This window comes from Xylanibacter rarus, assembly GCF_001275135.1.
GTDB classification, from domain to species: Bacteria; Bacteroidota; Bacteroidia; order Bacteroidales; family Bacteroidaceae; genus Prevotella; species Prevotella rara.
Window position 1 is genome coordinate 51,899 of record NZ_LFQU01000001.1, and the last position, 21,272, is coordinate 73,170.

Below are 21,272 nucleotides of genomic sequence, written 5' to 3' on the forward strand. Positions count from 1 at the left end.
TTTGTAATTATATGCGTACGCAATGATGAAAGTCAGTAGAAAAGAGCTTTTTAAATCGAGATTTCTGAAACATTATCCGAGGCTATGCTGCATAGCCTACGGATATGTTTCAGACAGGGCCGACTCTGAAGACATTGTTCAGGAGCTGTTCGTCAGCGTGTGGGACAAGAATCTCGACGACATGCCTGAAAATGAGTTTGCCGCATACATAACCACAGCCGTGCGAAACCGCTGCATTTCGTTCTTGCGTAAGCGTACATGCGACATTGTGCCGATTGACGGCCGGCAGGTAAGCGCCGAGACAATGGCTGCCGACGAAGTACATTGCAGCGATGAACCTACTATGGAGGAGAGGCTCGAGGCCGCCTTGGCTACGTTGCCCACGCGGTGCAGGGACATCTTCATGATGGCTAAGCTGCACGGAATGAAGTACCGCGAGATAGCCTCGAGCCTTAACCTGTCGGAAAAGACTGTCGAAAACCAGATGACAAAGGCTCTGAAGCTGCTGCGTCAGTATGCCGCCGCCAACAGTTTTGTAGTGACGGTTCTTGTAACAATCATTTTATCAATTATTTTAAATCGGGAATAAAGATGAACAGCAATGAAGATATCAACGGGTTGCTTGCGAGGCATTTTGCCCATGAAGGGCTTACGCCGAGGCAGCAGAGCGTGCTCGACAGCTGGATAAAGGCTAATGAAGGAGAGTATGAAAAGCTGAAGAAGCTTATGGGTGCGCCTGTTGCCACGCCCGACCCGGCCACATTCGATGCCGGTGCTGCCTGGCGCAAGGTTGAGCCGCGGCTCAGCGGCAGCCGTTTATGGCACGGTCTGCACCGCAGGGCTATGCTTATTGTGTCGGTGGCGGCTGCGCTGCTGCTCATGGTTGTCCTTGCGCTGCCGTATCTTTCGGGCAGCCGCGGCTCGGACGTTATGCAGTATGCCAACAACGGAACCGTGGAGCAGCACATCATCCTGCCCGACAGTTCGGAGGTGCTGCTCTATCCTGAAGCCACGCTGGCCTACAGCGACAAGGGTGTCGACAGGGTGCGCACAGCCCGCCTGAGCGGCAAGGCCTTCTTCAAGGTCAAGAAGCTGCACGGCGCAAGCTTTAAGGTAGAGACCGGCGTGATGAACGTTACGGTGATGGGCACCTCGTTTCTTGTAGACGCCACTCATGGCGGCCACGCCGGAGTGTATGTCAAGACCGGAAAGGTTAAGGTTGCCACTGATCGCGCAAGCGTTGTCATAGAGGCAAACGAGAAGGCCGAGCTCATAGACGGAGAACTGCGCACCGGAGTGATAGGCTCGCCCGCCACGCGTTTCGGCAGCGATGATGCCGACGTGTCGATGGTGTTCAGCAACGAGCCTCTGCCAAAGGTGGTGAGCGAGATAGAGAGCAACACCGGCATACGCATTGACCTCGGTGCTGGCCTTGACGACAACTTCATAACAACCCGCATCGACGGTGCCGACGGCGACGAGATAGTGAAGGAACTGGCATTTGTCTGCGGATGCAAGTATAAGACGGTGGTGGCCGGTAAACATTACATGCTATATAAATGAACATACGAAGAATACTGTGGGTATTAGTCCCTATTCTGTTTCGGATAACTCTGGCGCACGCGCAGACAACGGACAATGCGCGTGCGCTTACCGAAGAGACTTTGCGCGTTGAAGCCTCTTCTGCCACCGTGCAGCAGTGGCTGTCAAGGATAGAGACCGGCCTCGGTATCGTCATTTCATATAACCCCGCACAGATCGACGTCGATAAGGTCAGGCGCATCGACCGTCCGGGCGTCTACACCGTGGGAGCTCTGCTCTCTAAGGTGCTCGACGGATATAAGGTGCGCACGGCCTTTGTGCCTCCGCGCAAGCTGCTGATTCAGGCAGAGAAGATAGAGAACGTATGCCTTGGCGGAACGGTGCTCGAGGAGGAGAGCGGCGAGCGCCTTTACGGTGCCGTTGTAAGTATCGACAACGGCGTGGGCAGGCGCACGGCTGCCATTACCGACGCCAACGGCGTTTACCGCCTTTACGTTCCGCCTGGCACTTATTTGCTCAATGTTTCTTATATGGGATATGCCCCCTCAAGCCGCCGCATAAGTGTGAGCGGCAATTGTCATATTGTTACGCATCTTGAGCCTTTGCCGTTTGAGATAGAAGAGATAACCGTAGAGACATCCAGGCGCGACGGCGAACTGGGCGAGACAACGCCCTCAAGCATGCTCTCGTTCAGCCGCAACGACCTCTTTTCGCAGATATGGATTCTGCCCGGAGTGATATCGTCGATGGCAGGTAGCAACCTGCAGGTGGACGGCGGCAGCAACGACGAAAACCTGTTTCTGCTCGACGGCGTGCCCGTGTTCCATCCGGGACATCTCAACTCGCTGCTGCCCATATTCAACGGCGACGCCGTAAAGAATGTGGTGTTCCATAAGGGTTTCTTTTCCACTCGCTTTGAAGGGAGGCTCTCGTCGGTTACTGAGGTTAATCTTAAAGACGGCAACAAAAACGAATTTGTCAACACCCTCTCGCTCGACATGCCCGCCGCATCGGTAACACTTGAAGGACCTATCGTGAAGGACAAACTTTCATATATGGTGGGCGCACGGAGAAGCTGGCTCGACTTCTTCGACAACATGCGGTCGGAAGACGACCGCCTTAACCATTCTGCCTACGACTACAATGCCAAGCTGTCTTATTCAATATCGCCGCAGACATCGCTCAGCGCCATGGCCTACGGCGCGCGCGACGACTATCACATGCCGCTGTATGACGGCGAGACCGGCACGGTGCTCAGATGGAGCAACGACATCTGCCAGCTTTCGTTCAACACGCAGGCGGGCAAGCTGGGCAACACCACGTCGCTCTTTTACTCCGGACATACCAACCGCGCGCGTATAGACATGCTCGGAGTCGACTCTACGGGCTACGTCAGAAGCGGCATACGCTCGTTTAACGCCTCTACAGAGTTCAGCTACACTCTCGACAACGTTTACAGTGCGCGCTGGGGCGCCAAGTATTCTTACGACACCTACCGCATTGCGGCCTTCGGCAGCGACGTCCGCACCCGGCGCGAGCTTATCAGTCAGGCGTCAGTGTTCTATGACAACCACATACGTGTGTCGCAGCGTCTCTCGGTTCAGGTGGGTGTCCACGGCGTAGGCTATTTTCCTCACGGCAACAAAGACTATTACAGCATACAGCCGCGCCTGTCTGTCAGATATTTCCCTACAGACAGCGACCTGCTCTATCTGCATTTCTCAAAGATGGAGCAGTTTTATCATTGCCTGCGGCTTTACAACTGGGACCTGCCTACCGACTTCCGCATGCCCAGCATAGACGGCTACAAGCCGCGTTCGTCGGAGCATTATGAGGTGGGGTGGAAGCATTTCCTTACCGGCGGTCTGTTTGAACTGTCGGCTTTCTATAAGACACGCCGCAACGTAGTGGCCATGCGCCCTGATATTTTTGTTGACGACGGCGGCTGGGATCAGTATGTCATGGTGGGCAGCGGCGACAGCTATGGCCTCCGCCTTTATCTCAACAAGAGCTGGAGGCGCTGGATGCTTCAGTTCTCGTATGCCTTTTCGCGCAGCCGCGAGTGGTTTGACGACATGCCCGAACGCGGCCGCATGCCGTCGCTCTATGACGTTCCCCATCAGTTGGCAGCTGCCTTGTCGTATAAGCTCAATGCCCATTCGCTCGTTTCCGTCGGCGGCATGATGCGCTCCGGCAAGGTGCTTGAGTTTGGTGATGATTTCAACACACCGCCCGAGGAGCAGTTCCGCACCATGCGCGAGCCGCTGGTTTATCGTGTCGACGTGGGCTATTCGTTCGAGAAGGCCTTCGGCCGCAAGCTCCTTGCCCTGCGCTGCGGTCTGTATAATGTGGTGGGCCGTCCGTCAGATGAGGATGTCCTCAGCTTTTATTCTGCCACATGGCACGGCAACTGTCTGCCTTATGCGAGCATCAGCTTTAAGTTTTGAGCCTTGTTATGTACTTATTCCGTTATGTTAAAATGTAAAATAAACGGATTGTTTTCGACCGTTTGACGCTCTCAGAATGCCGTCCTTCATCACGGTTCAGTCTTTTCTTCTTAAAAATGTCATAATTTCTGCGTTTTAGTTAAGCTGTTGATTTACAGCTGATTATGCCGTTTTAAGAAGAAATGGCAACAGTTAAAAAATGTTACTCTGCCGTTTACGGTGCAAAAGTGGCCCGTTTACGTTCTGAAACAGCCCCTTTTGTTAGTCAAAATCCATTGATTTGGCCAACAAAATCATCCTTTTTATGGCAAAATAGCGACATAAACGTAAATGTATGTTAATGGAATGTCGCTATAAGTATGCACATATTAACATCCGTTATATATTTATTTTCTATTTCCCAAAAATCTTTTGTCCTGATTTTTCCGTTAAAATTTTTATTCAAAAGAGTAATGTTTTGTTTGATTTATATCGAACATTAATTATTTCAATCCGCTTATCTTCCTATGTAATATGCATTTCGGATCACAGATCCTTATACTTAATTCCGGCAGATTGCAAATCAGCCGGCACATTAGCCTTGTTGCGAAACAATTTCTTATAGCTGTAATTATCCAACATAGCATTTGACTTTAACTCCTTTAACTCCTTTAACTCCTAATAATAAAAGCATTTGTCTTAACTCCTAAATAATAAAAATTCCCTTTCTTTTCTCAATTATTTTTCTAGTAGCATGTAATATTAGGCTCTGTTGTTTAGAATCCGCAAAGCAAATGTTCTGCCGGATATGTTATCCGGCAACATAAAATATAAGGATTTTCAATCCGCTTAACTTCCTTTTTATAAATAAATTGTATTAATTTCAGGATCACAGATTCTGATATTCAATTCCGGCAGATTAATTTTATTGATTGTCGGCTGCGCTCGGCATAACCAAATGAGATTTGCTTCTGCTCTCGCTTGCACGACAATTGCAAATCAGCCGGCACATTAAAGTGAAAAACTAAGAGTGAAAAGTGAAAAATCCAATTGCTGAACTGGTTTATAGCAACAAAACATTTGACTTTAACTCCTAGCCAAATTGTTGGCGATAACTACTCTAACTCCTTTAACTCCTAATAATAAAAGCTTTTGTCTTAACTCCTAAATAATAAAAATTCTCTTTCCTTTCTCAATTATTTTTCTTATTTTTGCGATATAAGAATAATTTATTCACAACACCCTTGAAAGCAAAACTGTTAATTATACTGATTATTATGGCAACACACATTTCTCAGTCATGCTCACGCAGTGCAGACGATATACGTAAGCCGGCCGTTGCCGGGCAGTTTTATTCAGCCTCGGCAGACACGCTTGCCAATGATGTCGACGGCTTTCTGAAGTCAGCCGGAGTAAGTCATGCCGACGACGTGCGCGCCGTCATCGTGCCCCATGCAGGCTATGTCTTTTCGGGAGCTATGGCGGCAAAGGCATATATGCGCATAAATCCGGCAAGAGAATATAAGCGGGTGTTCCTGTTGGGACCGAGCCATAAGGCAGCCTTCGACGGCGCTTCGGTCGACAACCAGTTCGGCGCTTATGCCACGCCGCTTGGCAACGTGGAGATAGACATCAACGTGTGCAATGATCTGTTGTGTGCCGACAGCGTGTTCTGCTGTCTGCCCAAGGCACACGACGGCGAGCACTGCCTTGAGGTGCAGTTGCCTTTTCTGCAGCGCCATATGGACAAGATGCCGCCCATAGTGCCAATAATAATAGGTACGCAGGATCTTGACAAACTGCAGCGCGTGGCCAAGGCCCTGCAGCCATACTTCACCGCCGACAACCTGTTTGTCATAAGCAGCGACTTCTCTCATTATCCACGTTATGACGATGCCGTTGAGGTGGACGGCATAACAGGGCAAGCCATAGAGAAGGCCTCGCTGACAGAGTTTGTAGGTGCGATTAACGACAACGCCTCGCGCAACATTTCCAACCTCTACACAAGTGCCTGCGGACAGTCGCCCATAGCCGTGCTGCTCATGATGATGAGTGATGGAGGCGGCCTGACCATGGAGCATCTGGGATATTGCAACTCGGGCGACTCACCTTACGGCGACCACGACGGCGTGGTGGGCTATCACGCCTTTGCCGTTACGGGCGGAAAAGCCGAAGGTGGCGGAGCAGAAAAGGATGCGGCGTTCGGTCTTACGGCAGACGAGATGCGTACCTTGCTCGGCATTGCGCGCCGGACAATAGAGAATACGCTTAACGGAAACGGCGGACAGCCGTGCGACACAACCAAACTAAGTGAAACGCTGAAGGCACGCTGCGGAGCCTTCGTAACGCTGACGTCAGGCGGCCGTCTGCGCGGATGCATAGGCAATCTTGTAGGTTACAGGCCGCTGTATGTCACGGTTGAGGAGATGGCTAAGTCGGCAGCTTTTGAAGATCCGCGCTTTTATCCCGTGCGCAAGGATGAGCTTAATGACATTAAGATAGAGATATCCGTGCTGTCGCCGCTGCGCCGCATATCGTCGATAGACGAGTTTCAGCTCGGCCGCCACGGTCTGTATATTGTCAAGGGTGCCAGCTCGGGCACGTTCCTGCCGCAGGTGGCAGATGAGACTGACTGGACTAAGGAAGAGTTCTTCGGCCACTGCTCGCGCGACAAGGCCGGACTTGGCTGGGACGGATGGCGCGATGCCGAGCTGTATGTTTATGAAGCCGAAGTGTTCGGCGAGGCCGGCGGCGAATAAATATTAAGGATATGGAGCACGAAGCAGAATTTTATGAAGCCGCTGAAGGCGGCAGGGTGGTGTGCCGCCTGTGCCCTCATGGTTGCCGTCTGGCAGAGGGCGAGCGGGGAAAGTGCCGCAGCAGGGTATGCCGCGGCGGGCGTCTCGTGGCAGAAAACTACGGTCGTGTGTGCGCATTGCAGATAGACCCGGTGGAGAAGAAGCCGCTGCTGCATTTTCATCCCGGCGGCAGCTGTCTGTCGCTGGCTGCGGCGGGCTGCAACCTTTCGTGCCTTAACTGCCAGAACTGGGACATATCGCAGGCGTCGACGGCCGACGTGCCTTACAGACAGCTTGGTGCTGCCGACGTGGCGCGGCTGGCTGAAACGAACGGATGCCGTATGGTGGCATATACTTACACCGAGCCGCTGACATGGCTAGAGTACACGCGCGACTGTGCCGTGGCGTGCCGTGAGCGCGGACTGAAGAACATACTGGTTACGGCAGGCTATGTCAACGCATGTCCGCTGGCAGGTCTGCTGCCGTATATCGACGCCGCCAACGTAGACCTCAAGTCGTTCTCCGACGACATCTACCGCTCTGTCAGCGGTGTGCGGCTTGCCCCTGTCCTGCATACGCTCAAAAGTATGCTCGATGCCGGCGTGTGGATAGAGATAACCAACCTCTTGATACCCGGCGTCAACGATGACATGGACATGATAGCCCGTATGTGCCGCTGGCTTGTCGACAACGGCTTTGCCGACTGTCCGCTCCATTTCAGCCGTTTTTTCCCGCAGTATAAGATGCAGGGTCCCATGTCGGTGCTTGCCGTTACGCCCATGGGCGTTAAGGATGCAGGCGCGAGCTTTGTGCCGACGCCCTTGCCGCTACTCGTTGAAGCACGCCGTGTGGCCATAAGTCAGGGCATGCGCCATGTCTATCTCGGCAATGTCTCGCTTCCCGGAGCCGAAGACACCCTTTGCCCCCGTTGCGGCTCTGTCCTCATACGCCGCACAGGCTATGACGTAGATCTTGGCAACTTCAGCGGCGTCTGCCCTAAGTGCGGCAGCAAGATTGCCGGTGTGTGGTGATGCATCAGCATTAGTTTGCGTAAAGGGCAGAATAAGAGTTAAAAGAAATAAAACAAGATGCATAGGTGTATGAAAACAATATAGGAAAAAAGAAAAAATATGATATTTATATTGAATTAAAAATATAAATATGATATCTGTTAAACTTAAATTCAGACCTTCTGTAAACATAGACAAAGAAGGCTCATTGGTGTTTCAGCTTATTCACGGACGTTTAGTCCGCAGAATAACCAGCAAGTACAAGATTTTCAGCAGCGAATGGGACGAACGCAACGGTTGCATCATTCTCCCCATGAAGTCATCGCCGCGCTATGAGCAGCTAAGTCTTATCCGCTTTAATGTGGAATGGGAACTGCGGCGGATAAACAGCATCATCCGGGACACTGTCGTTGACGGCAGTCAGTTGTGCGTTGACGATGTCATCAGCCGGTTTTTGCTTTGTGATGATATTAAGCAAAGCGTGTTTAACTTTATCCGTACCCAGATTATGCATAAACAGAAGCTGGGCAAGATACGTTCAAGCGAGACCTATAAGTCGACGTTAAACAGCTTCATGCACTTCAGGAAAGGTGTCGACCTGCCTTTTAACATGATTGATTCAGAGCTGCTTGAACTTTATGAGGCGCAGATGAGATACCGCGGCTTGTCGCGCAACACGACATCGTTCTACATGAGAATTCTGCGCACCAACTATAAGATGGCGGTAGAGAAAGGCCTGACTAAAGACTGCCACCCGTTCAGGCATGTCTATTGCGGCATGGACAAGACCATAAAGCGGAGCATATCCTTTGTTGAGATTAAGAGGATAAAGGACCTCGATCTGTCGAGAAAACCCATTTGGGACTATGCCCGCGACATGTTCATCTTCAGCTTTTGCACCAGGGGCATGTCTTTTGTAGACATGGCATACCTGAAGAAGAAAGACCTGCGCAACGGCTATCTTACTTACCGTCGTAAGAAAACGGGACAGCTGCTCATAATAGAGTGGACACGCCAGATGCAGGATATCCTTGATAAGTATGAGCCTAACAAGACAAAATATCTGCTGCCGATAATAATGCGTGAAGACGGAAAAGAGCGGCAGCAATACCTTAATCAGATGATGAGAATAAACAGACATCTGAAGGAGATTGCCGGCTTGGCCAATCTGTCAGTGCCATTGTCTTTATATTACAGCCGTCACAGCTGGGCAACCATAGCACGCGGCAAGGACATCCCCCTGGCTGTGATAAGCGAAGGGCTGGGGCACGAGTCGGAAGCTACCACCCAGATATATTTAGATTCGATTAAATCTTATGAGGTGGATGAGGCAAACAGGAAAATATTAAACGGTCTCTAAAACTTATTAAACATTGTGGAGGGACATTGGTGTATGTCCGTGCTGTTTGTGCTTAAGGCAAAAGCAGCATCGCCTAATAAGCATCATTGTCCGAAAATAAAGTTAATTCTTCGATTTATAAACCTCACCATATTTTACACTTTTCAGTAAAGTAACAGACGCAAATACTATTCTTAAAGTCATTCGTTTTTTTGAATGATGTAATCCAAAAAAGACTTGATTCGTTTCACGAAAAAGACCATCTCCTAATAAGAGACGGTCTTTTGTATGCAAAGGTACAAAAAATAATTACTTATGCAATTATTTTAACAATTTTATTAGATTATTTCACCGCAAACGTTTATTTGCTGATTTTTTCTTTACAAATAAAATGTTTGAAAGCCCGTAAATAAAAATGTTTCACGTAAATGACCGTCTCTTATTAGGAGATAAGCAAAAATAACTAGGTGATAAATAAGCTTTACACTGATAAAGTCATTTAAAAAAGCGTTTTAATAATGCTTGACGAGAATGAGAGAAGTCTAGATACAAAAACTTATAACTGCTTGTTATACTGCAATTTACGTTAACTCGCAGGACTAGAAGGTATGCCTTTAAGGCATTAATATATTATAACCAACACATTGCTGACTATGACTAAAGAAGAGCAAATTATAGCTTTTTCTAGGAGTGACGCGCCCCAATGGTTCGTTATGCGCGACCTGAAGCGAAACAATGCCAAGCTTCCTGCGTATAAGATGCTTAGCGAGATGAAAATCGAGATATTCACTCCTATGAAGTGGAAAATTGTGACCAAAGAGAAAAAACGCATCCCCCAGAAAGTTCCTTTTATGCAAGACTTGCTGTTCGTGCATGTCACCAGAAAAATTCTTGATCCTATCGTCGAGAGAACCAGTACACTGCAATACCGCTACTTGCGCGACGGATTTAGAACTCCCATGACGGTAAGGGACACGGATATGGAGCGTTTTATACGTGCAGTTGAATCTGCGGACAATCCGCAGTTTTATGCTCCAAAGGATATCCTTCCTAGTATGATAGGCAAAACTGTGCGCATCATCGGCGGTCCTCTGAACGACTATGTAGGAAAACTCCAGAAGATGCAAGGCTCAAAAGTGAAGCGCATCTTTATTGAATTGTCTAACCTCTTGACTGCATCTATTGAAGTGCAGCCTGAATATATACAGATATTATAAGAAATAACGAATCTTTATCTTATGCCATTTTGTTGTTTCTGCTGGCGCCAACAGGCAGAAATTGTTATGATGAAACTACTTTCGTAAATCCCATAAAACGAAAATATATAAATACAAAACCCGAGCCGGGCGTTATGGTTCAGCCGGTATCTTCGCTTTATATTGAACAGACTTTCGTTCGCTCTTTAGCAGCATAGCGTGCTATGTCAAGAAGAAACATACGGAACTCAATAGTAAACAAAAAGACGGCTGAAAGCAGAAATACACAAAAGAGATAAAACGATATGCAGACCAACGGTCGGTTTGTGCTAAATTATTGATGTAAATAAATTAAATGACCACGCAACAGGAAAATACAAAACGGATTGCAAAGAATACATTGATGCTATATGTCCGCATGCTTTTTGGCATGTTGATATCATTATACACTTCGCGTGTGGTTTTGCAGGCCTTGGGCGTTGAAGACTATGGCATCTATAATGTCGTAGGCGGTGTGGTTGCTATGTTTTCGATGGTTTCCAGTTCTTTGTCTTCATCTGTCAGCAGATTCCTGACTTTTGAGTTGGGAAAAGGAGACATGGAAGGTCTCAAAAAAGTTTTTTCCACATCATTAAGTATTCAGCTTGTTTTGTCAGGCATAATAATAATCCTTGCAGAAACAATAGGCCTTTGGTTCCTGAATACTCACATGACAATTCCCGATAACAGGTTGTATGCTGCCAATTGGGTGTTTCATGCGTCAGTACTTACATTTGTGATAAACCTTTTGAGTGTTCCGTTCAGTGCATCAATCGTATCTCATGAACGTATGAGTGCGTTTGCCTATATAGGTATACTTGACATAATCCTGCGTCTGCTGATTGTGTTGTTTATAGCTTATTCCGGGTTAACTTTCGATCGTCTGATTGTATATGCATTGCTTTTAGTGGGAGTGGTTTGCATCATGCAGGCAATTTATTGGAGTTATTGCACTCGTAATTTTGAGGAATGTAAATTAAAACTGAGCTTTGATGTCAGCTATTGGAAAGAGATGAGCTCTTTTGCAGGCTGGAATTTCATTGGAGGTACGGCCAGCTTGTTGAAGGATCAAGGTGTGAATGTATTGTTAAATCTATTTATGGGACCGGTTGTTAATGCTGCGCGTGGAATAGCCAATACCGTGAATAATGTATTATCATCATTTGCAAGTAATTTTATGACAGCTCTTAAACCGCAGATTACGAAATCCTATGCAGCAGGCGATTATGACTATATGATTTCACTAGTAGAGAGAGGTTCAAGATTTTCTTACTATATACTTTTGTTGTTTGCTTTGCCGATGATGTTTGAGACGGAGTTTGTGCTGACTTTGTGGCTTAAACATTATCCAGAACATACGGTTAATTTCGTGAGGCTTATTCTAATTGTAACAATGTGTGACGTCTTGTCTAATACATTGATTCAATTAAAGGCTGCAACAGGCAAGGTTCGTAATTATCAGATTGTCGTAGGCGGTATGCTTCTGATGAATTTTCCATTATCATACCTTTGCTTGAAAGTTGGTTTCCCGCCGGAATCAACTTTAATAGTTGCTTTAATAGTTGCAGTTTCTTGTCTGTTGTTAAGATTATTGTTTTTACGAAGTATTACAGATTTCTCAATGAAACGCTATATATATAATGTATGTGGAAATGTTTTATTTGTAACGTTAATATCTATGATATTGCCTTTACTTCTTTATATGCAGATGTCAGATGGTATTGTGCGTTTCTTTTTGATTTGTTTGTTAACAACTTTATCTTCGTCTATAACAATTTATTTTATAGGATGTAGCAAGAATGAACGAACATTCATAAGAGGGAAAATTGCACTAATTAAGAGAAAAATCTTTTAAAATATTCTATATTTATTTACTTCTGTAAAGAAGTGTTTCCATCTTAATAATGGTGGATGATGATTATATTATGAAATTAGCGAGTAAAGAAACATGCACAGGATGCAATGCTTGTGCTTATGTTTGCCCCCGAAAGTGTATTGATTTCAAAGATGATAAGACATATAATATTGCTTATCCCGTTATTAATGAGAACGAATGCATTAATTGTGGAAAGTGCAGTAAGATTTGTCCTGCTTTAAATCCAATTGAAGGTGTTGTGCCTTTAAAAGCTTATGCTGCATGGAGTTCCGATACAGAAGAAAGGCGTACTAGTGCATCAGGTGGAATAGGCACGGAAATATATAAGTATGCACTTGATTTAGGCTGGAATATTGTTGGGGCAACTTTTGACAATGATTTTCAAGTTTGTTTGAAAGTATCAGACAAATTGAACTCAATAAAAGAATTTAAGAATTCAAAGTACGTCTTTAGTTCTATAAAAAGTTTATTTCAAGAATTGGACATACGCCTTAAATCTGGTGCAAAAATAGTTGTGATAGCTTTGCCGTGTCAGATTGCAGCGATTAAAAAGATGTTCTATAGATATCTTGATAATCTTCTATTGGTGGATCTGGTTTGTCATGGTGTAACGCCTGCTGATTATTTAATTCAGCATATCAGAAGTATTGAACATAAAAAAGATAATAAAGCTATATCTGTTTTTTTCCGTGATCCGGCTTATTCAACAGATACTTTTACATTTACTTTGTATAATGCAAAGAATGATTGCTTTTATGCTAAACGGACAGCGAATCGCGACAGTTACCAAGTCGGTTATCATCGTATGATTTCATATAGAGAAAATTGTTATCATTGTCAGTTTGCAAGGCAACATCGTATTTCTGATATTACAATCAGTGATTATAAAGGGCTCGGAAAGTATGCCCCTAGTAATATTATTGATAATCGTCAGGTTTCATGTATATTGGTTAATACAGATAAAGGAAAAACTTTATTGATAATTTACTTAAAAAGGAAATATTGTTGCTGAGGAACGTCCTGTGAAAGAGCCGATAGAGGGAGATAGACAGTTACAGCATCCTTCACAAAAATCTTTTGCTCGAAAAATTTTTGAGCATAGAATTAGAAGTTGTGATGGTAATTTTGAATATGCGATGTTTCCGATTGTATATATAGTATCTTTTCAACATTTTCTATATAGAGCTGAAAATGTTTTGAAGCGAATAATATTGAAGATTTTAAAAACATTCAGATGTAATAAATAATGTTACGTGTAGGTATTTTGACAATTCATAATTCACCTAACTATGGGGCAAGTTTACAGTCGTATGCACTTTATAAGTATATCTCTCAACAGTCAGGAATAGAGTGTGAAATTATTGATCTGCATAGACCTCATGAAGATGGTTATGTAAAAAGTAAGAAATTTGTGCCTTATCGTGGGAAACCTTTTTCTATAAAAAGGCTGATTAAATCTACTTTGCAAAAAATATTACGGCATGAATCAAAGAATGTGACCTATTATTCTATAGATTCAAAATGCAAATTTGATGAATTTAACAAAGGTCTTAATTTAAGTCGTCCTTATTGGGGGATTGATGAACTTTATGCAACTCCGCCATGTTATGATATATATATGACAGGTAGTGATCAAGTTTGGAATCCAACTCAGCCCTATTGTTTAGAACCATATTTTTTGACTTTTGTTCCGAAGGGTAAAAAGAAAATTTCTTACGCTTCAAGTATAGGGGTTACAGAATTGTTGGAAAACGAAAAACAGGACTTTAGGCGTTGGTTATCTTCATATGGTGCAATATCTGTGCGTGAACATCAGGCAAAGGAATTGTTAGCTTCATTTATAGAGAAACCAGTCGTTCAAGTTGCTGATCCTACATTCTTATTGGATTCTGGATTTTGGAAAAAAATAGCGGTATATTCTCGAAAATCAGAACCGTATATTTTGCTTTTTACAGTCGGCTTTGATTCAAATCTATTGCAGTTTGCTATTAAAATTAGTAATGAGTCAGGATTACGTTTGATATATCTTAATCAACTTTTGTCAGAACCGATAGATAGAAGTTATGAAGTTGTGAATGATGCGGGACCTAGAGAGTTTCTTGGATTGATAGCTCATGCAGAAATGGTGATAACAGATTCTTATCATGCAACCGTATTTTCACTTATTATGGAAACAAAGAATTTCTACACTTATATTGCATCATGTAATAAGCGAGGAAGTCGCATTTTGGATTTACTGGAAACTTATCAAACTAAAAACCATCTTCTATTAAATGATTTATCTGAAAATTATGATGATTTATCCAATAGAAAAATAGACTATAACTTTATAAGGAAAATATATAAAGAAGAACAAATAAAAGCACATGCTTTTTTAAAAAATGCTTTATCATGAATTCGAGTAGAATTGATTGGATAGATTATAGCAAGGCATTTCTTATCGTACTTGTTGTATTTGCACATTGTCCTTTAATACCTCATGTATTATTATCTGCCTTGGTTTGTAGGACGTTCATATTTGAATAGAGATAGGAAATGAACATTGCTGACATAAGAGATTGTTTTGGTTGTGGTGTCTGTGCTACGGTGTGCGCAAGGCATATTATAGAATTAAGGCTCAATATTGATGGCTTCTATGAACCGTATATAACAGATACGTCAAAGTGTACAGATTGTGGCTTATGTATAGATGTCTGTTCTTATACAAATGATGGATTGTCGTTAAAAGGTGCTTGTATTAAAAGCTATGCAGCATGGAGCAAAGACGACAATGTAAGGAGTAAATGTAGTAGTGGCGGTATTGGTTTTGAAATAGGTCGCACATTGCTAAGCCAAGGATATAAGGTTTGTGGCGTAAAATACAATATCGATAAGAACCAAGCAGAACATTATATAGCCACGACTGTGGAAGAACTTATTCAATCCATTGGAAGTAAGTATATCCAGAGTTATACTGTTGATGGTTTTAAGGCTATTAATAGAAAAGAGAAATATCTTGTTACAGGTACTCCATGCCAGATTGATTCTTTTAGACGATATATTCAGAAGTTTCGTTGTGAGGATAATTTTATATTGCTTGATTTCTTTTGCCATGGTGTGCCGTCAATGAAAATGTGGCGAAAATATGTCGCATGGGCAGAAATGCAGGTTGGTAATTTGACATATGTTTCCTGGCGAAATAAATTTGCTGGTTGGCACGACTCTTGGGTAATGTCAATTGATGATAAAAATACAGGTGAAAAGGTGGATTGGCATGATTCCTACAATATGTTAATAAGGGGGAGAAGAACTTTTATTTTTTCCAAATTGTCACAAGGTGATATGTTTTATAGACTCTTCCTTGGTGACAGCTGTTTAGGAAAAGCATGTTATGAGCGTTGTAAATTTAAGTATGGCAATTCATCTGCAGACATTCGTATTGGGGATTTATGGGGAAATACCTATAAAGATGATGAGAATGGGGTGAGTGCTGTTATTGTATTCACAGAAAGAGGAGAGAATGTCCTACATCAATGTAATTGTACTTTTATTGAATATCCTTTTGAGGTGGTATCTGAAGGACAGATGAAAACCGGTCCTAAAATACCTCCGTATTCAAGGGATATTTGGAAAGTATTACGGGATGACAGTTCAACTATTTTTCAAGCAATATCTATAATTGATAGGTATGAGAGATTTAAAAGGTGGAAAAATCGTGTGAATCATTTGTTACGGATTGTGGGTATAAAATTTCAAATTTGATTGTAAGTAAGAATATGACACACAAAAAAATAGGCATAATAACTTTTCATGCTTCCCATAATTATGGTTCTATGCTTCAGGCATACGCTCTTCAACAAACTGTTTTGGGCATGGGATTAGATTGTGAGATAATTAATTTCAGGACAAATATTCAAACAGAACACTTTAAACCACCATTTATGCGTGGAACTATTCAAGGAAAGATTAAAAGATTTATCCAATATCTTCCTTATTGTTATAGTCTGTTCAGAAAGTATGAATTGTTTGAGGAGTTTTTGACTTGTCATTATAAATTATCAGATAAAGAGTATTCGTCTTTATCAGAACTCGAAGAGGCTAATCTGCTATACGATGTAATTATATCTGGAAGTGATCAAATTTGGAATACATATTGTTTTGATTTTGATTGGGCTTACTTTTTGCCATTTGCCAAATCTGCACATAGGGTTGCTTATGCACCAAGTTTAGGGCCAACTCCGTTTCATTCTATCAGGACAGAAATGGAACAGCAAATAAAGTCTCTAATTCAAAATTATGATGTGGTAAGTGTTAGAGATTCTTTGGCACAGAAAGAATTAAAAAGGTTGATTGGTATTGAGTGTCCTATAATGATAGATCCTACCTTATTGTTGCCAATCCAAGATTGGCATGTTATGGCGGGAAATGTTCCTATTGTGAAGGGGAAATATATATTTTTATATACTCCGTGGTATGAAAAGCCTGTGTTTGATGCTGCTATGGTAATTTCTAAGAAATTGGGATTGCCAGTTGTAGTCACACAGTTATATGATAGTTGGAAGCGTAATAGTTGGATTGTGGACAAAACTTTTAAGTCCTACATATCAACAGGACCAAAAGAATTCTTGAATTTATGCAAATTTGCGACATGTACTGTAGGAGCTTCTTTTCATGTCGCAGTATTTTCAATTCTGTTCGAGACACCTTTTTATTCTGTAGATGGAATGAAAGACAGTAGAGTTATGGAGTTATTGGCAATGACAAAATTGGAATCACGTATATGGGATTCATGTCAACCTCCAACTGCAATTTCGTTGAATTTGAATTTTAATCATGCAATTGATGTTATAGAATCTAAAAGGAACAATTGCATCGAGTGGTTGGACAAAAAATTGATGAATATGCTTGGATGATTTACATATTGCTGTTTATTTAATATTTGCAAAACGTAAGACATAAATTATTGAAAAATGAGTAAAAGAGTATCAGGCTTTCTTCGTGTTAAGAATGAAGGAATCTTTATAGAGAGATGTGTTGAATCGTGCATTGATGCTTTGGATGAACTTATTATAGTTTTCAATGACTGTACCGATAATAGTGAGGATGAGATAAATAAGATGGTTGCAAAATATCCTCACAAAATAAAAAGTTTTAAATACCCGCATCATGTTTTGGGAATGTATATTACTAAAGAAGAATTTGATGTGGCAAAAAATCTTCCTGAAGGTGATCCCGCTTTATTTAGTACCTATAGTAACTTTGCACTGCGAAGTTACGAAAAGAGTGTAATTTATTGGAAATGAGCATTGGGTAATCGCTCATAATAGTAATAGGTTACGAATTAGTTAGTTATCTACTGCATTATTCTTCTGTGCGTTGCGTAACCTTCAAAGAACTCTTCGTATGCAAAAGTAACAATAAAACGGGAGATTTAGAAATGAATCTCCTGATTTTTTCTTCTCACACAAGTTTTTCCGTAAAAGCGATTTTATCCGTCAGCACACCATCGCCCAAAAAGATTTTGAACGAACGTGTGCCGACTGCCGCATAAGCGGAGAAAAGGGCTTTGCCTCACGCCTAAACAATAGTTTAGACTGATGAGACAAGGCCCCTTTCTTTTGTGCTTATGCCAAAGAGGTGCTTTTACGGGGTTTTGACGATTTTTCTTTTTTCGTTGTCCTTTTGAGCCGGAAGCGGAAAGCCGTGTATGACCGCACATTCCATAAATGGAACAAGCCGTCACTCACGGCAGACAAACCGGGAAGAATGATTTTATCCATCCGACCAAACACGTTTGGCCAAACAGATAAAAACATACTTCCTTGCCGATGGTTTGCCCGGTTTCACGCTACCGGCTATGTTCTTTTCTGTTGGGGATGTCTTTTTCACGGATTTCTCTTTTGAAGTTTTCCTGTCTAATCTGCCTCTACTTCCGTTTACCTCCATTTTCGCGCCTTTCAGTGAGCCGCATCAGGCAGTCATTTTCGTGCTGGGTGCAAAGGTAACTCCGGGATTGTACGGGAAAGCAAGGTCAAGCCTCCTGTTTTCTGGAAAAATCTCCAGCCCTTCGGGTAGTATTTTCCCGAAAAACCTTGCATTCCCTAATCCCTACCTTTTTAAGCACCCGAAACGAAAACGACCGATGCGACAGAAAGACGCATTAAAAAAAATGTCGGATAAACGAGAGGCAGATAAGATAGTTTGAAACTCAACTCCCTCAGCTCTTGAATCCGCATTAAAAAACAAAAAATCAAAAACAAAACGGATATGAGAACGGCAATAGCAACAAAATTCGTGGCATGGGAAGTACCAAGTTTGGAGAACCTGCAAGGCAGCAAGGTGTACGGACTTCGCACCAAACTGAACAATGGTGAGAAATTGAGCCGAGAGGAAAAGGATTGGCTTACACGCAATGTGAACAGCAACACCTATTTCAAGAGCGCAGTACCCTTGCAAGGTTGGATGTTTGACTTTTCCGACATTCTCCGAACCTACATTGTAAAGCAGTATGGACATTGGGCGGAATACAAGGCTACCGACAAGACCGCACTCCGCAGTTTCCTATACGGCAGGATAGACAGCATCGTGGAACTTAACAAATGATACGGCTATGACAGCAACGGTAAATTTCAGACAAATGGCGCAATACATAGGGCTTGCGATATGCACCCTAATCATGCGCACCGCCTTTTGGGTGTCCGGCATCCTTTGGTACATCGTCAGAGAGATAATAAACGGAGTGTTCCGAGTGGCAATAGGGGTAATCGTGGCTATTCTTTCCGTTATCCTGTTCTTCGGCTTCATTCTTTGGTTATTCACCCTTTAATCCCTACCGACATGGCAAAGAGAAGAAGCAAGACAGTGGAGCAACAATGCAGATACTACGAGGTGGGCAACATCTTCGAGTACATGGTGGAAACATACCTCAACGGCAATATGTCCGTGTTCCGTGGACTCTACCACGAACTGAACAAGAACGCACGGAAGGACTTTATAGACTTCCTATTGAGCGAGGTTGAGCCGATTTATTGGAGGGAGATTTTGAAACATACTATTTGACAACTCATAAAAACGACAGCGATATGAAAGGAACAGACCATTTCAAGAGAACGATACAGATGTATTTGGAACAACGTGCGGAGGAAGACACGCTCTTTGCGAAGAACTACCGCAATCCAGCCAAGAACATTGACGATTGCGTAACCTACATTCTGAACTATGTGCAGAAAAGCGGTTGTAACGGCTTCACGGACGGAGAGATATACGGACAAGCAGTACACTACTATGACGAGAACGAGATTGAGGTGGGCAAGCCTATCCAATGCCAAGTGGCGGTGAACCACATTGTGGAACTCACGGCAGAGGAAAAAGCAGAAGCACGTCAGCAGGCAGTCCGCAGATACCAAGACGAGGAACTCCGCAAGTTGCAGAACCGCACCAAGCCGACAAAGGCGAAAACAGAAACCCAAGTTCAACCCTCATTATTTGATTTTGGCTTATGAAACCGAGAAACAAATTTGAAAAAGCAGTTCTTGCCCAAAGCAAGAAACTACGCCCGATAACCCCGATACAGATAAATTGGGCATTCCGTAATTGCGTGGAGCATTATGCACACCGCTTGCCGAAAGGTCGTACCACTTGTATGGATTGCGGTCATAGTTGGGTAATGACGGAGCAGACCGAGCATTGTACGTGTCCCGAATGTGGAGCAAGTTTGAAAGTCTGCCTCACCTATCAGCGCAAGGTAAGACAAAAGCAGTATTTCACAACCCTTACCACAAGCGGAGAATACCAAGTGCTACGAATGTTCTTGCTTGTCGTGGGTATGGAGAAAGGGGTTAATGCCAAGTCCTATGCCCTTGAAATCGGGCAGTATTGGTGGAATGAACAAGGGCGTAAGGCTGTTGTTGCCATTCCACGCACATTGGGATGCTACATCGACACGTTCTCATTCGCTTCTCCTTTTGCTATCCGCAATGACAATGAAGCGTACCGCCATATCTCATATTCCCCGATATATCCAAGATATAAGGTGTTGCCGACGCTCCGCAGAAACGGCTTTAACGGCAATTTCCACGACATTGTACCCACCAAACTAATACCGGCATTATTGTCGGACAGCCGTGCGGAAACGCTGTTGAAGGCAGGGCAATATCCCATGTTGCGCTACTATCTGTACCACTCTTTCAATATTGGAGAGTATTGGGCTTCAATCAAGATATGTATCCGCAACGGCTATACTATTGAGGACGGCTCAATGTGGCGTGACACCATAGACCTCCTGCGTCATTTCGGCAAGGACACAAACAGCCCGAAATACGTTTGCCCTGCCGACCTCAAAGTTGAACACGACAAGTTGGTGGCAAAGCGCAACCTGCAAAGGAAACATGAGCGGACTGAACAGCAACGCAGGAAAGCGATTGAGGACGAGAAACAATATCTGAAAGCTAAGGGCATATTCTTCGGACTTGCCTTTACCGACAGCCTTATTTGCGTCAAAGTCATAGAGAGCGTGGAAGAAATGGCAGAGGAAGGAAGGACGATGCACCATTGTGTGGGCGGTTACCACAAACGAAAAGACTCCCTTATCCTATCCGCCACCATTGACGGAAAACGAATTGAAACGATAGAGGTGTCACTAAAAACTTTTGAGGTGGTGCAGTGTCGTGGCGTATGCAACGAGAACTCCGAATACCACGACCGCATCATCGCCCTTGTGAACAAGAACGCCAACCTTATCCGCCAGCGGATGAAAGCGGCATAATATCGACATCTAACAACTAACATTATGGAAGTAAGATTTGAAAGCATGGTTTTCCTATGGGATGATAAAATCCCCACGATGTTCCTTGAATTTATGAACCTCCTCACTCTTTGTCAGAGTGAGGAGCAATTAAGGGCGAGCGTCAAGGACTTTGCCGAGAAACACGAACTTGACAAGTTCTTCCTTTACGGCTTCGGCTCTCATCATTTCTACCTGCACCAACGCTACACGAGCGACCCCGAAATGGTGATGCAACACAGAGTGCTGTCTGTACATTTCTAATCATCTAAATAACAACGACTA

General features: G+C 43.7%; 20 protein-coding genes. All 20 read left to right on the forward strand.

Annotated features, from left to right (window positions below):
• The first annotated feature begins 22 nt into the window (after window positions 1–22).
• A complete protein-coding gene (locus ACU52_RS00220) occupies window positions 23–589 on the forward strand; it encodes an RNA polymerase sigma-70 factor (protein ID WP_239684843.1) in 567 nt (188 codons plus the stop codon).
• Between the two features lie 2 nt (window positions 590–591).
• A complete protein-coding gene (locus tag ACU52_RS00225; protein WP_053397329.1) occupies window positions 592–1,563 on the forward strand; it encodes a FecR family protein in 972 nt (323 codons plus the stop codon).
• A complete protein-coding gene (locus ACU52_RS00230; RefSeq protein ID WP_053397330.1) occupies window positions 1,560–3,989 on the forward strand; it encodes a TonB-dependent receptor in 2,430 nt (809 codons plus the stop codon). The genes ACU52_RS00225 and ACU52_RS00230 overlap by 4 nt, the downstream gene beginning before the upstream one ends.
• Window positions 3,990–5,245: 1,256 nt before the next feature.
• The gene (amrB, locus tag ACU52_RS00235; protein ID WP_082335091.1) at window positions 5,246–6,727 is read left to right on the forward strand and encodes an AmmeMemoRadiSam system protein B; all 1,482 of its coding nucleotides are present in this window, start codon (window positions 5,246–5,248) and stop codon (window positions 6,725–6,727) included.
• 11 nt (window positions 6,728–6,738) lie between these two features.
• Window positions 6,739–7,797, forward strand: a complete 1,059-nt coding sequence (amrS, locus tag ACU52_RS00240) for an AmmeMemoRadiSam system radical SAM enzyme (protein ID WP_053397332.1) — start codon at window positions 6,739–6,741, stop codon at window positions 7,795–7,797.
• A 130-nt stretch (window positions 7,798–7,927) separates the two neighbouring features.
• Window positions 7,928–9,136 carry a tyrosine-type recombinase/integrase gene (locus tag ACU52_RS00245; protein ID WP_053397333.1) on the forward strand — a complete coding sequence of 403 codons (1,209 nt, stop codon included), beginning with the start codon at window positions 7,928–7,930 and terminating at the stop codon, window positions 9,134–9,136.
• Between the two features lie 632 nt (window positions 9,137–9,768).
• Window positions 9,769–10,332 (forward strand): UpxY family transcription antiterminator, encoded by a 564-nt coding sequence (locus ACU52_RS00255; protein WP_021855273.1) that lies wholly within the window; start codon window positions 9,769–9,771, stop codon window positions 10,330–10,332.
• A gap of 334 nt (window positions 10,333–10,666) precedes the next feature.
• Window positions 10,667–12,205: an MATE family efflux transporter gene (locus tag ACU52_RS00260; protein WP_053397335.1), complete on the forward strand. Its 1,539-nt coding sequence runs from the start codon at window positions 10,667–10,669 to the stop codon at window positions 12,203–12,205.
• A 49-nt stretch (window positions 12,206–12,254) separates the two neighbouring features.
• Complete coding sequence (locus tag ACU52_RS00265) at window positions 12,255–13,238, forward strand: Coenzyme F420 hydrogenase/dehydrogenase, beta subunit C-terminal domain (RefSeq protein WP_053397336.1); 984 nt, start codon at window positions 12,255–12,257, stop codon at window positions 13,236–13,238.
• Between the two features lie 234 nt (window positions 13,239–13,472).
• Window positions 13,473–14,621, forward strand: coding sequence for a polysaccharide pyruvyl transferase family protein (locus tag ACU52_RS00270; protein WP_053397337.1), 1,149 nt, complete (start codon window positions 13,473–13,475; stop codon window positions 14,619–14,621).
• 140 nt (window positions 14,622–14,761) lie between these two features.
• Entirely contained in the window at window positions 14,762–15,967 is a 1,206-nt protein-coding gene (locus ACU52_RS00275; protein WP_053397338.1) for a Coenzyme F420 hydrogenase/dehydrogenase, beta subunit C-terminal domain, read from the forward strand.
• Entirely contained in the window at window positions 15,964–17,118 is a 1,155-nt protein-coding gene (locus tag ACU52_RS00280; RefSeq protein WP_053397339.1) for a polysaccharide pyruvyl transferase family protein, read from the forward strand. The genes ACU52_RS00275 and ACU52_RS00280 overlap by 4 nt, the downstream gene beginning before the upstream one ends.
• A gap of 57 nt (window positions 17,119–17,175) precedes the next feature.
• On the forward strand, window positions 17,176–17,508 hold the full coding sequence (locus tag ACU52_RS00285) for a hypothetical protein (protein ID WP_053397340.1): 333 nt from the start codon (window positions 17,176–17,178) through the stop codon (window positions 17,506–17,508).
• Between the two features lie 491 nt (window positions 17,509–17,999).
• Window positions 18,000–18,410 (forward strand): hypothetical protein, encoded by a 411-nt coding sequence (locus ACU52_RS15415; RefSeq protein WP_005827299.1) that lies wholly within the window; start codon window positions 18,000–18,002, stop codon window positions 18,408–18,410.
• Window positions 18,411–18,472: 62 nt separating this feature from the next.
• Window positions 18,473–18,808 carry a hypothetical protein gene (locus ACU52_RS00295; protein WP_004310306.1) on the forward strand — a complete coding sequence of 112 codons (336 nt, stop codon included), beginning with the start codon at window positions 18,473–18,475 and terminating at the stop codon, window positions 18,806–18,808.
• 7 nt (window positions 18,809–18,815) lie between these two features.
• Window positions 18,816–19,031: a hypothetical protein gene (locus tag ACU52_RS00300; RefSeq protein ID WP_005643957.1), complete on the forward strand. Its 216-nt coding sequence runs from the start codon at window positions 18,816–18,818 to the stop codon at window positions 19,029–19,031.
• 11 nt (window positions 19,032–19,042) lie between these two features.
• A complete protein-coding gene (locus tag ACU52_RS00305) occupies window positions 19,043–19,264 on the forward strand; it encodes a hypothetical protein (protein ID WP_005643956.1) in 222 nt (73 codons plus the stop codon).
• Between the two features lie 23 nt (window positions 19,265–19,287).
• Window positions 19,288–19,707: a PcfK-like family protein gene (locus ACU52_RS00310; protein WP_004310304.1), complete on the forward strand. Its 420-nt coding sequence runs from the start codon at window positions 19,288–19,290 to the stop codon at window positions 19,705–19,707.
• Window positions 19,704–20,969: a PcfJ domain-containing protein gene (locus tag ACU52_RS00315; RefSeq protein WP_004310303.1), complete on the forward strand. Its 1,266-nt coding sequence runs from the start codon at window positions 19,704–19,706 to the stop codon at window positions 20,967–20,969. Before ACU52_RS00310 ends, ACU52_RS00315 begins: the two co-directional genes overlap by 4 nt.
• Window positions 20,970–20,993: 24 nt before the next feature.
• Window positions 20,994–21,251 carry a hypothetical protein gene (locus tag ACU52_RS00320; RefSeq protein ID WP_005827305.1) on the forward strand — a complete coding sequence of 86 codons (258 nt, stop codon included), beginning with the start codon at window positions 20,994–20,996 and terminating at the stop codon, window positions 21,249–21,251.
• Window positions 21,252–21,272: the final 21 nt, after the last annotated feature.

What these genes read in the sequence shown, in the direction of transcription:
- ACU52_RS00220 (WP_239684843.1), top strand. Translation starts at nt 23, where the DNA reads ATGATGAAAGTCAGTAGAAAAGAGCTTTTTAAATCGAGATTTCTGAAA.
- ACU52_RS00225 (WP_053397329.1), top strand. Translation starts at nt 592, where the DNA reads ATGAACAGCAATGAAGATATCAACGGGTTGCTTGCGAGGCATTTTGCC.
- ACU52_RS00230 (WP_053397330.1), top strand. Translation starts at nt 1,560, where the DNA reads ATGAACATACGAAGAATACTGTGGGTATTAGTCCCTATTCTGTTTCGG.
- amrB (WP_082335091.1), top strand. Translation starts at nt 5,246, where the DNA reads ATGGCAACACACATTTCTCAGTCATGCTCACGCAGTGCAGACGATATA.
- amrS (WP_053397332.1), top strand. Translation starts at nt 6,739, where the DNA reads ATGGAGCACGAAGCAGAATTTTATGAAGCCGCTGAAGGCGGCAGGGTG.
- ACU52_RS00245 (WP_053397333.1), top strand. Translation starts at nt 7,928, where the DNA reads ATGATATCTGTTAAACTTAAATTCAGACCTTCTGTAAACATAGACAAA.
- ACU52_RS00255 (WP_021855273.1), top strand. Translation starts at nt 9,769, where the DNA reads ATGACTAAAGAAGAGCAAATTATAGCTTTTTCTAGGAGTGACGCGCCC.
- ACU52_RS00260 (WP_053397335.1), top strand. Translation starts at nt 10,667, where the DNA reads ATGACCACGCAACAGGAAAATACAAAACGGATTGCAAAGAATACATTG.
- ACU52_RS00265 (WP_053397336.1), top strand. Translation starts at nt 12,255, where the DNA reads ATGGTGGATGATGATTATATTATGAAATTAGCGAGTAAAGAAACATGC.
- ACU52_RS00270 (WP_053397337.1), top strand. Translation starts at nt 13,473, where the DNA reads ATGTTACGTGTAGGTATTTTGACAATTCATAATTCACCTAACTATGGG.
- ACU52_RS00275 (WP_053397338.1), top strand. Translation starts at nt 14,762, where the DNA reads ATGAACATTGCTGACATAAGAGATTGTTTTGGTTGTGGTGTCTGTGCT.
- ACU52_RS00285 (WP_053397340.1), top strand. Translation starts at nt 17,176, where the DNA reads ATGAGTAAAAGAGTATCAGGCTTTCTTCGTGTTAAGAATGAAGGAATC.
- ACU52_RS00295 (WP_004310306.1), top strand. Translation starts at nt 18,473, where the DNA reads ATGAGAACGGCAATAGCAACAAAATTCGTGGCATGGGAAGTACCAAGT.
- ACU52_RS00300 (WP_005643957.1), top strand. Translation starts at nt 18,816, where the DNA reads ATGACAGCAACGGTAAATTTCAGACAAATGGCGCAATACATAGGGCTT.
- ACU52_RS00305 (WP_005643956.1), top strand. Translation starts at nt 19,043, where the DNA reads ATGGCAAAGAGAAGAAGCAAGACAGTGGAGCAACAATGCAGATACTAC.
- ACU52_RS00310 (WP_004310304.1), top strand. Translation starts at nt 19,288, where the DNA reads ATGAAAGGAACAGACCATTTCAAGAGAACGATACAGATGTATTTGGAA.
- ACU52_RS00315 (WP_004310303.1), top strand. Translation starts at nt 19,704, where the DNA reads ATGAAACCGAGAAACAAATTTGAAAAAGCAGTTCTTGCCCAAAGCAAG.
- ACU52_RS00320 (WP_005827305.1), top strand. Translation starts at nt 20,994, where the DNA reads ATGGAAGTAAGATTTGAAAGCATGGTTTTCCTATGGGATGATAAAATC.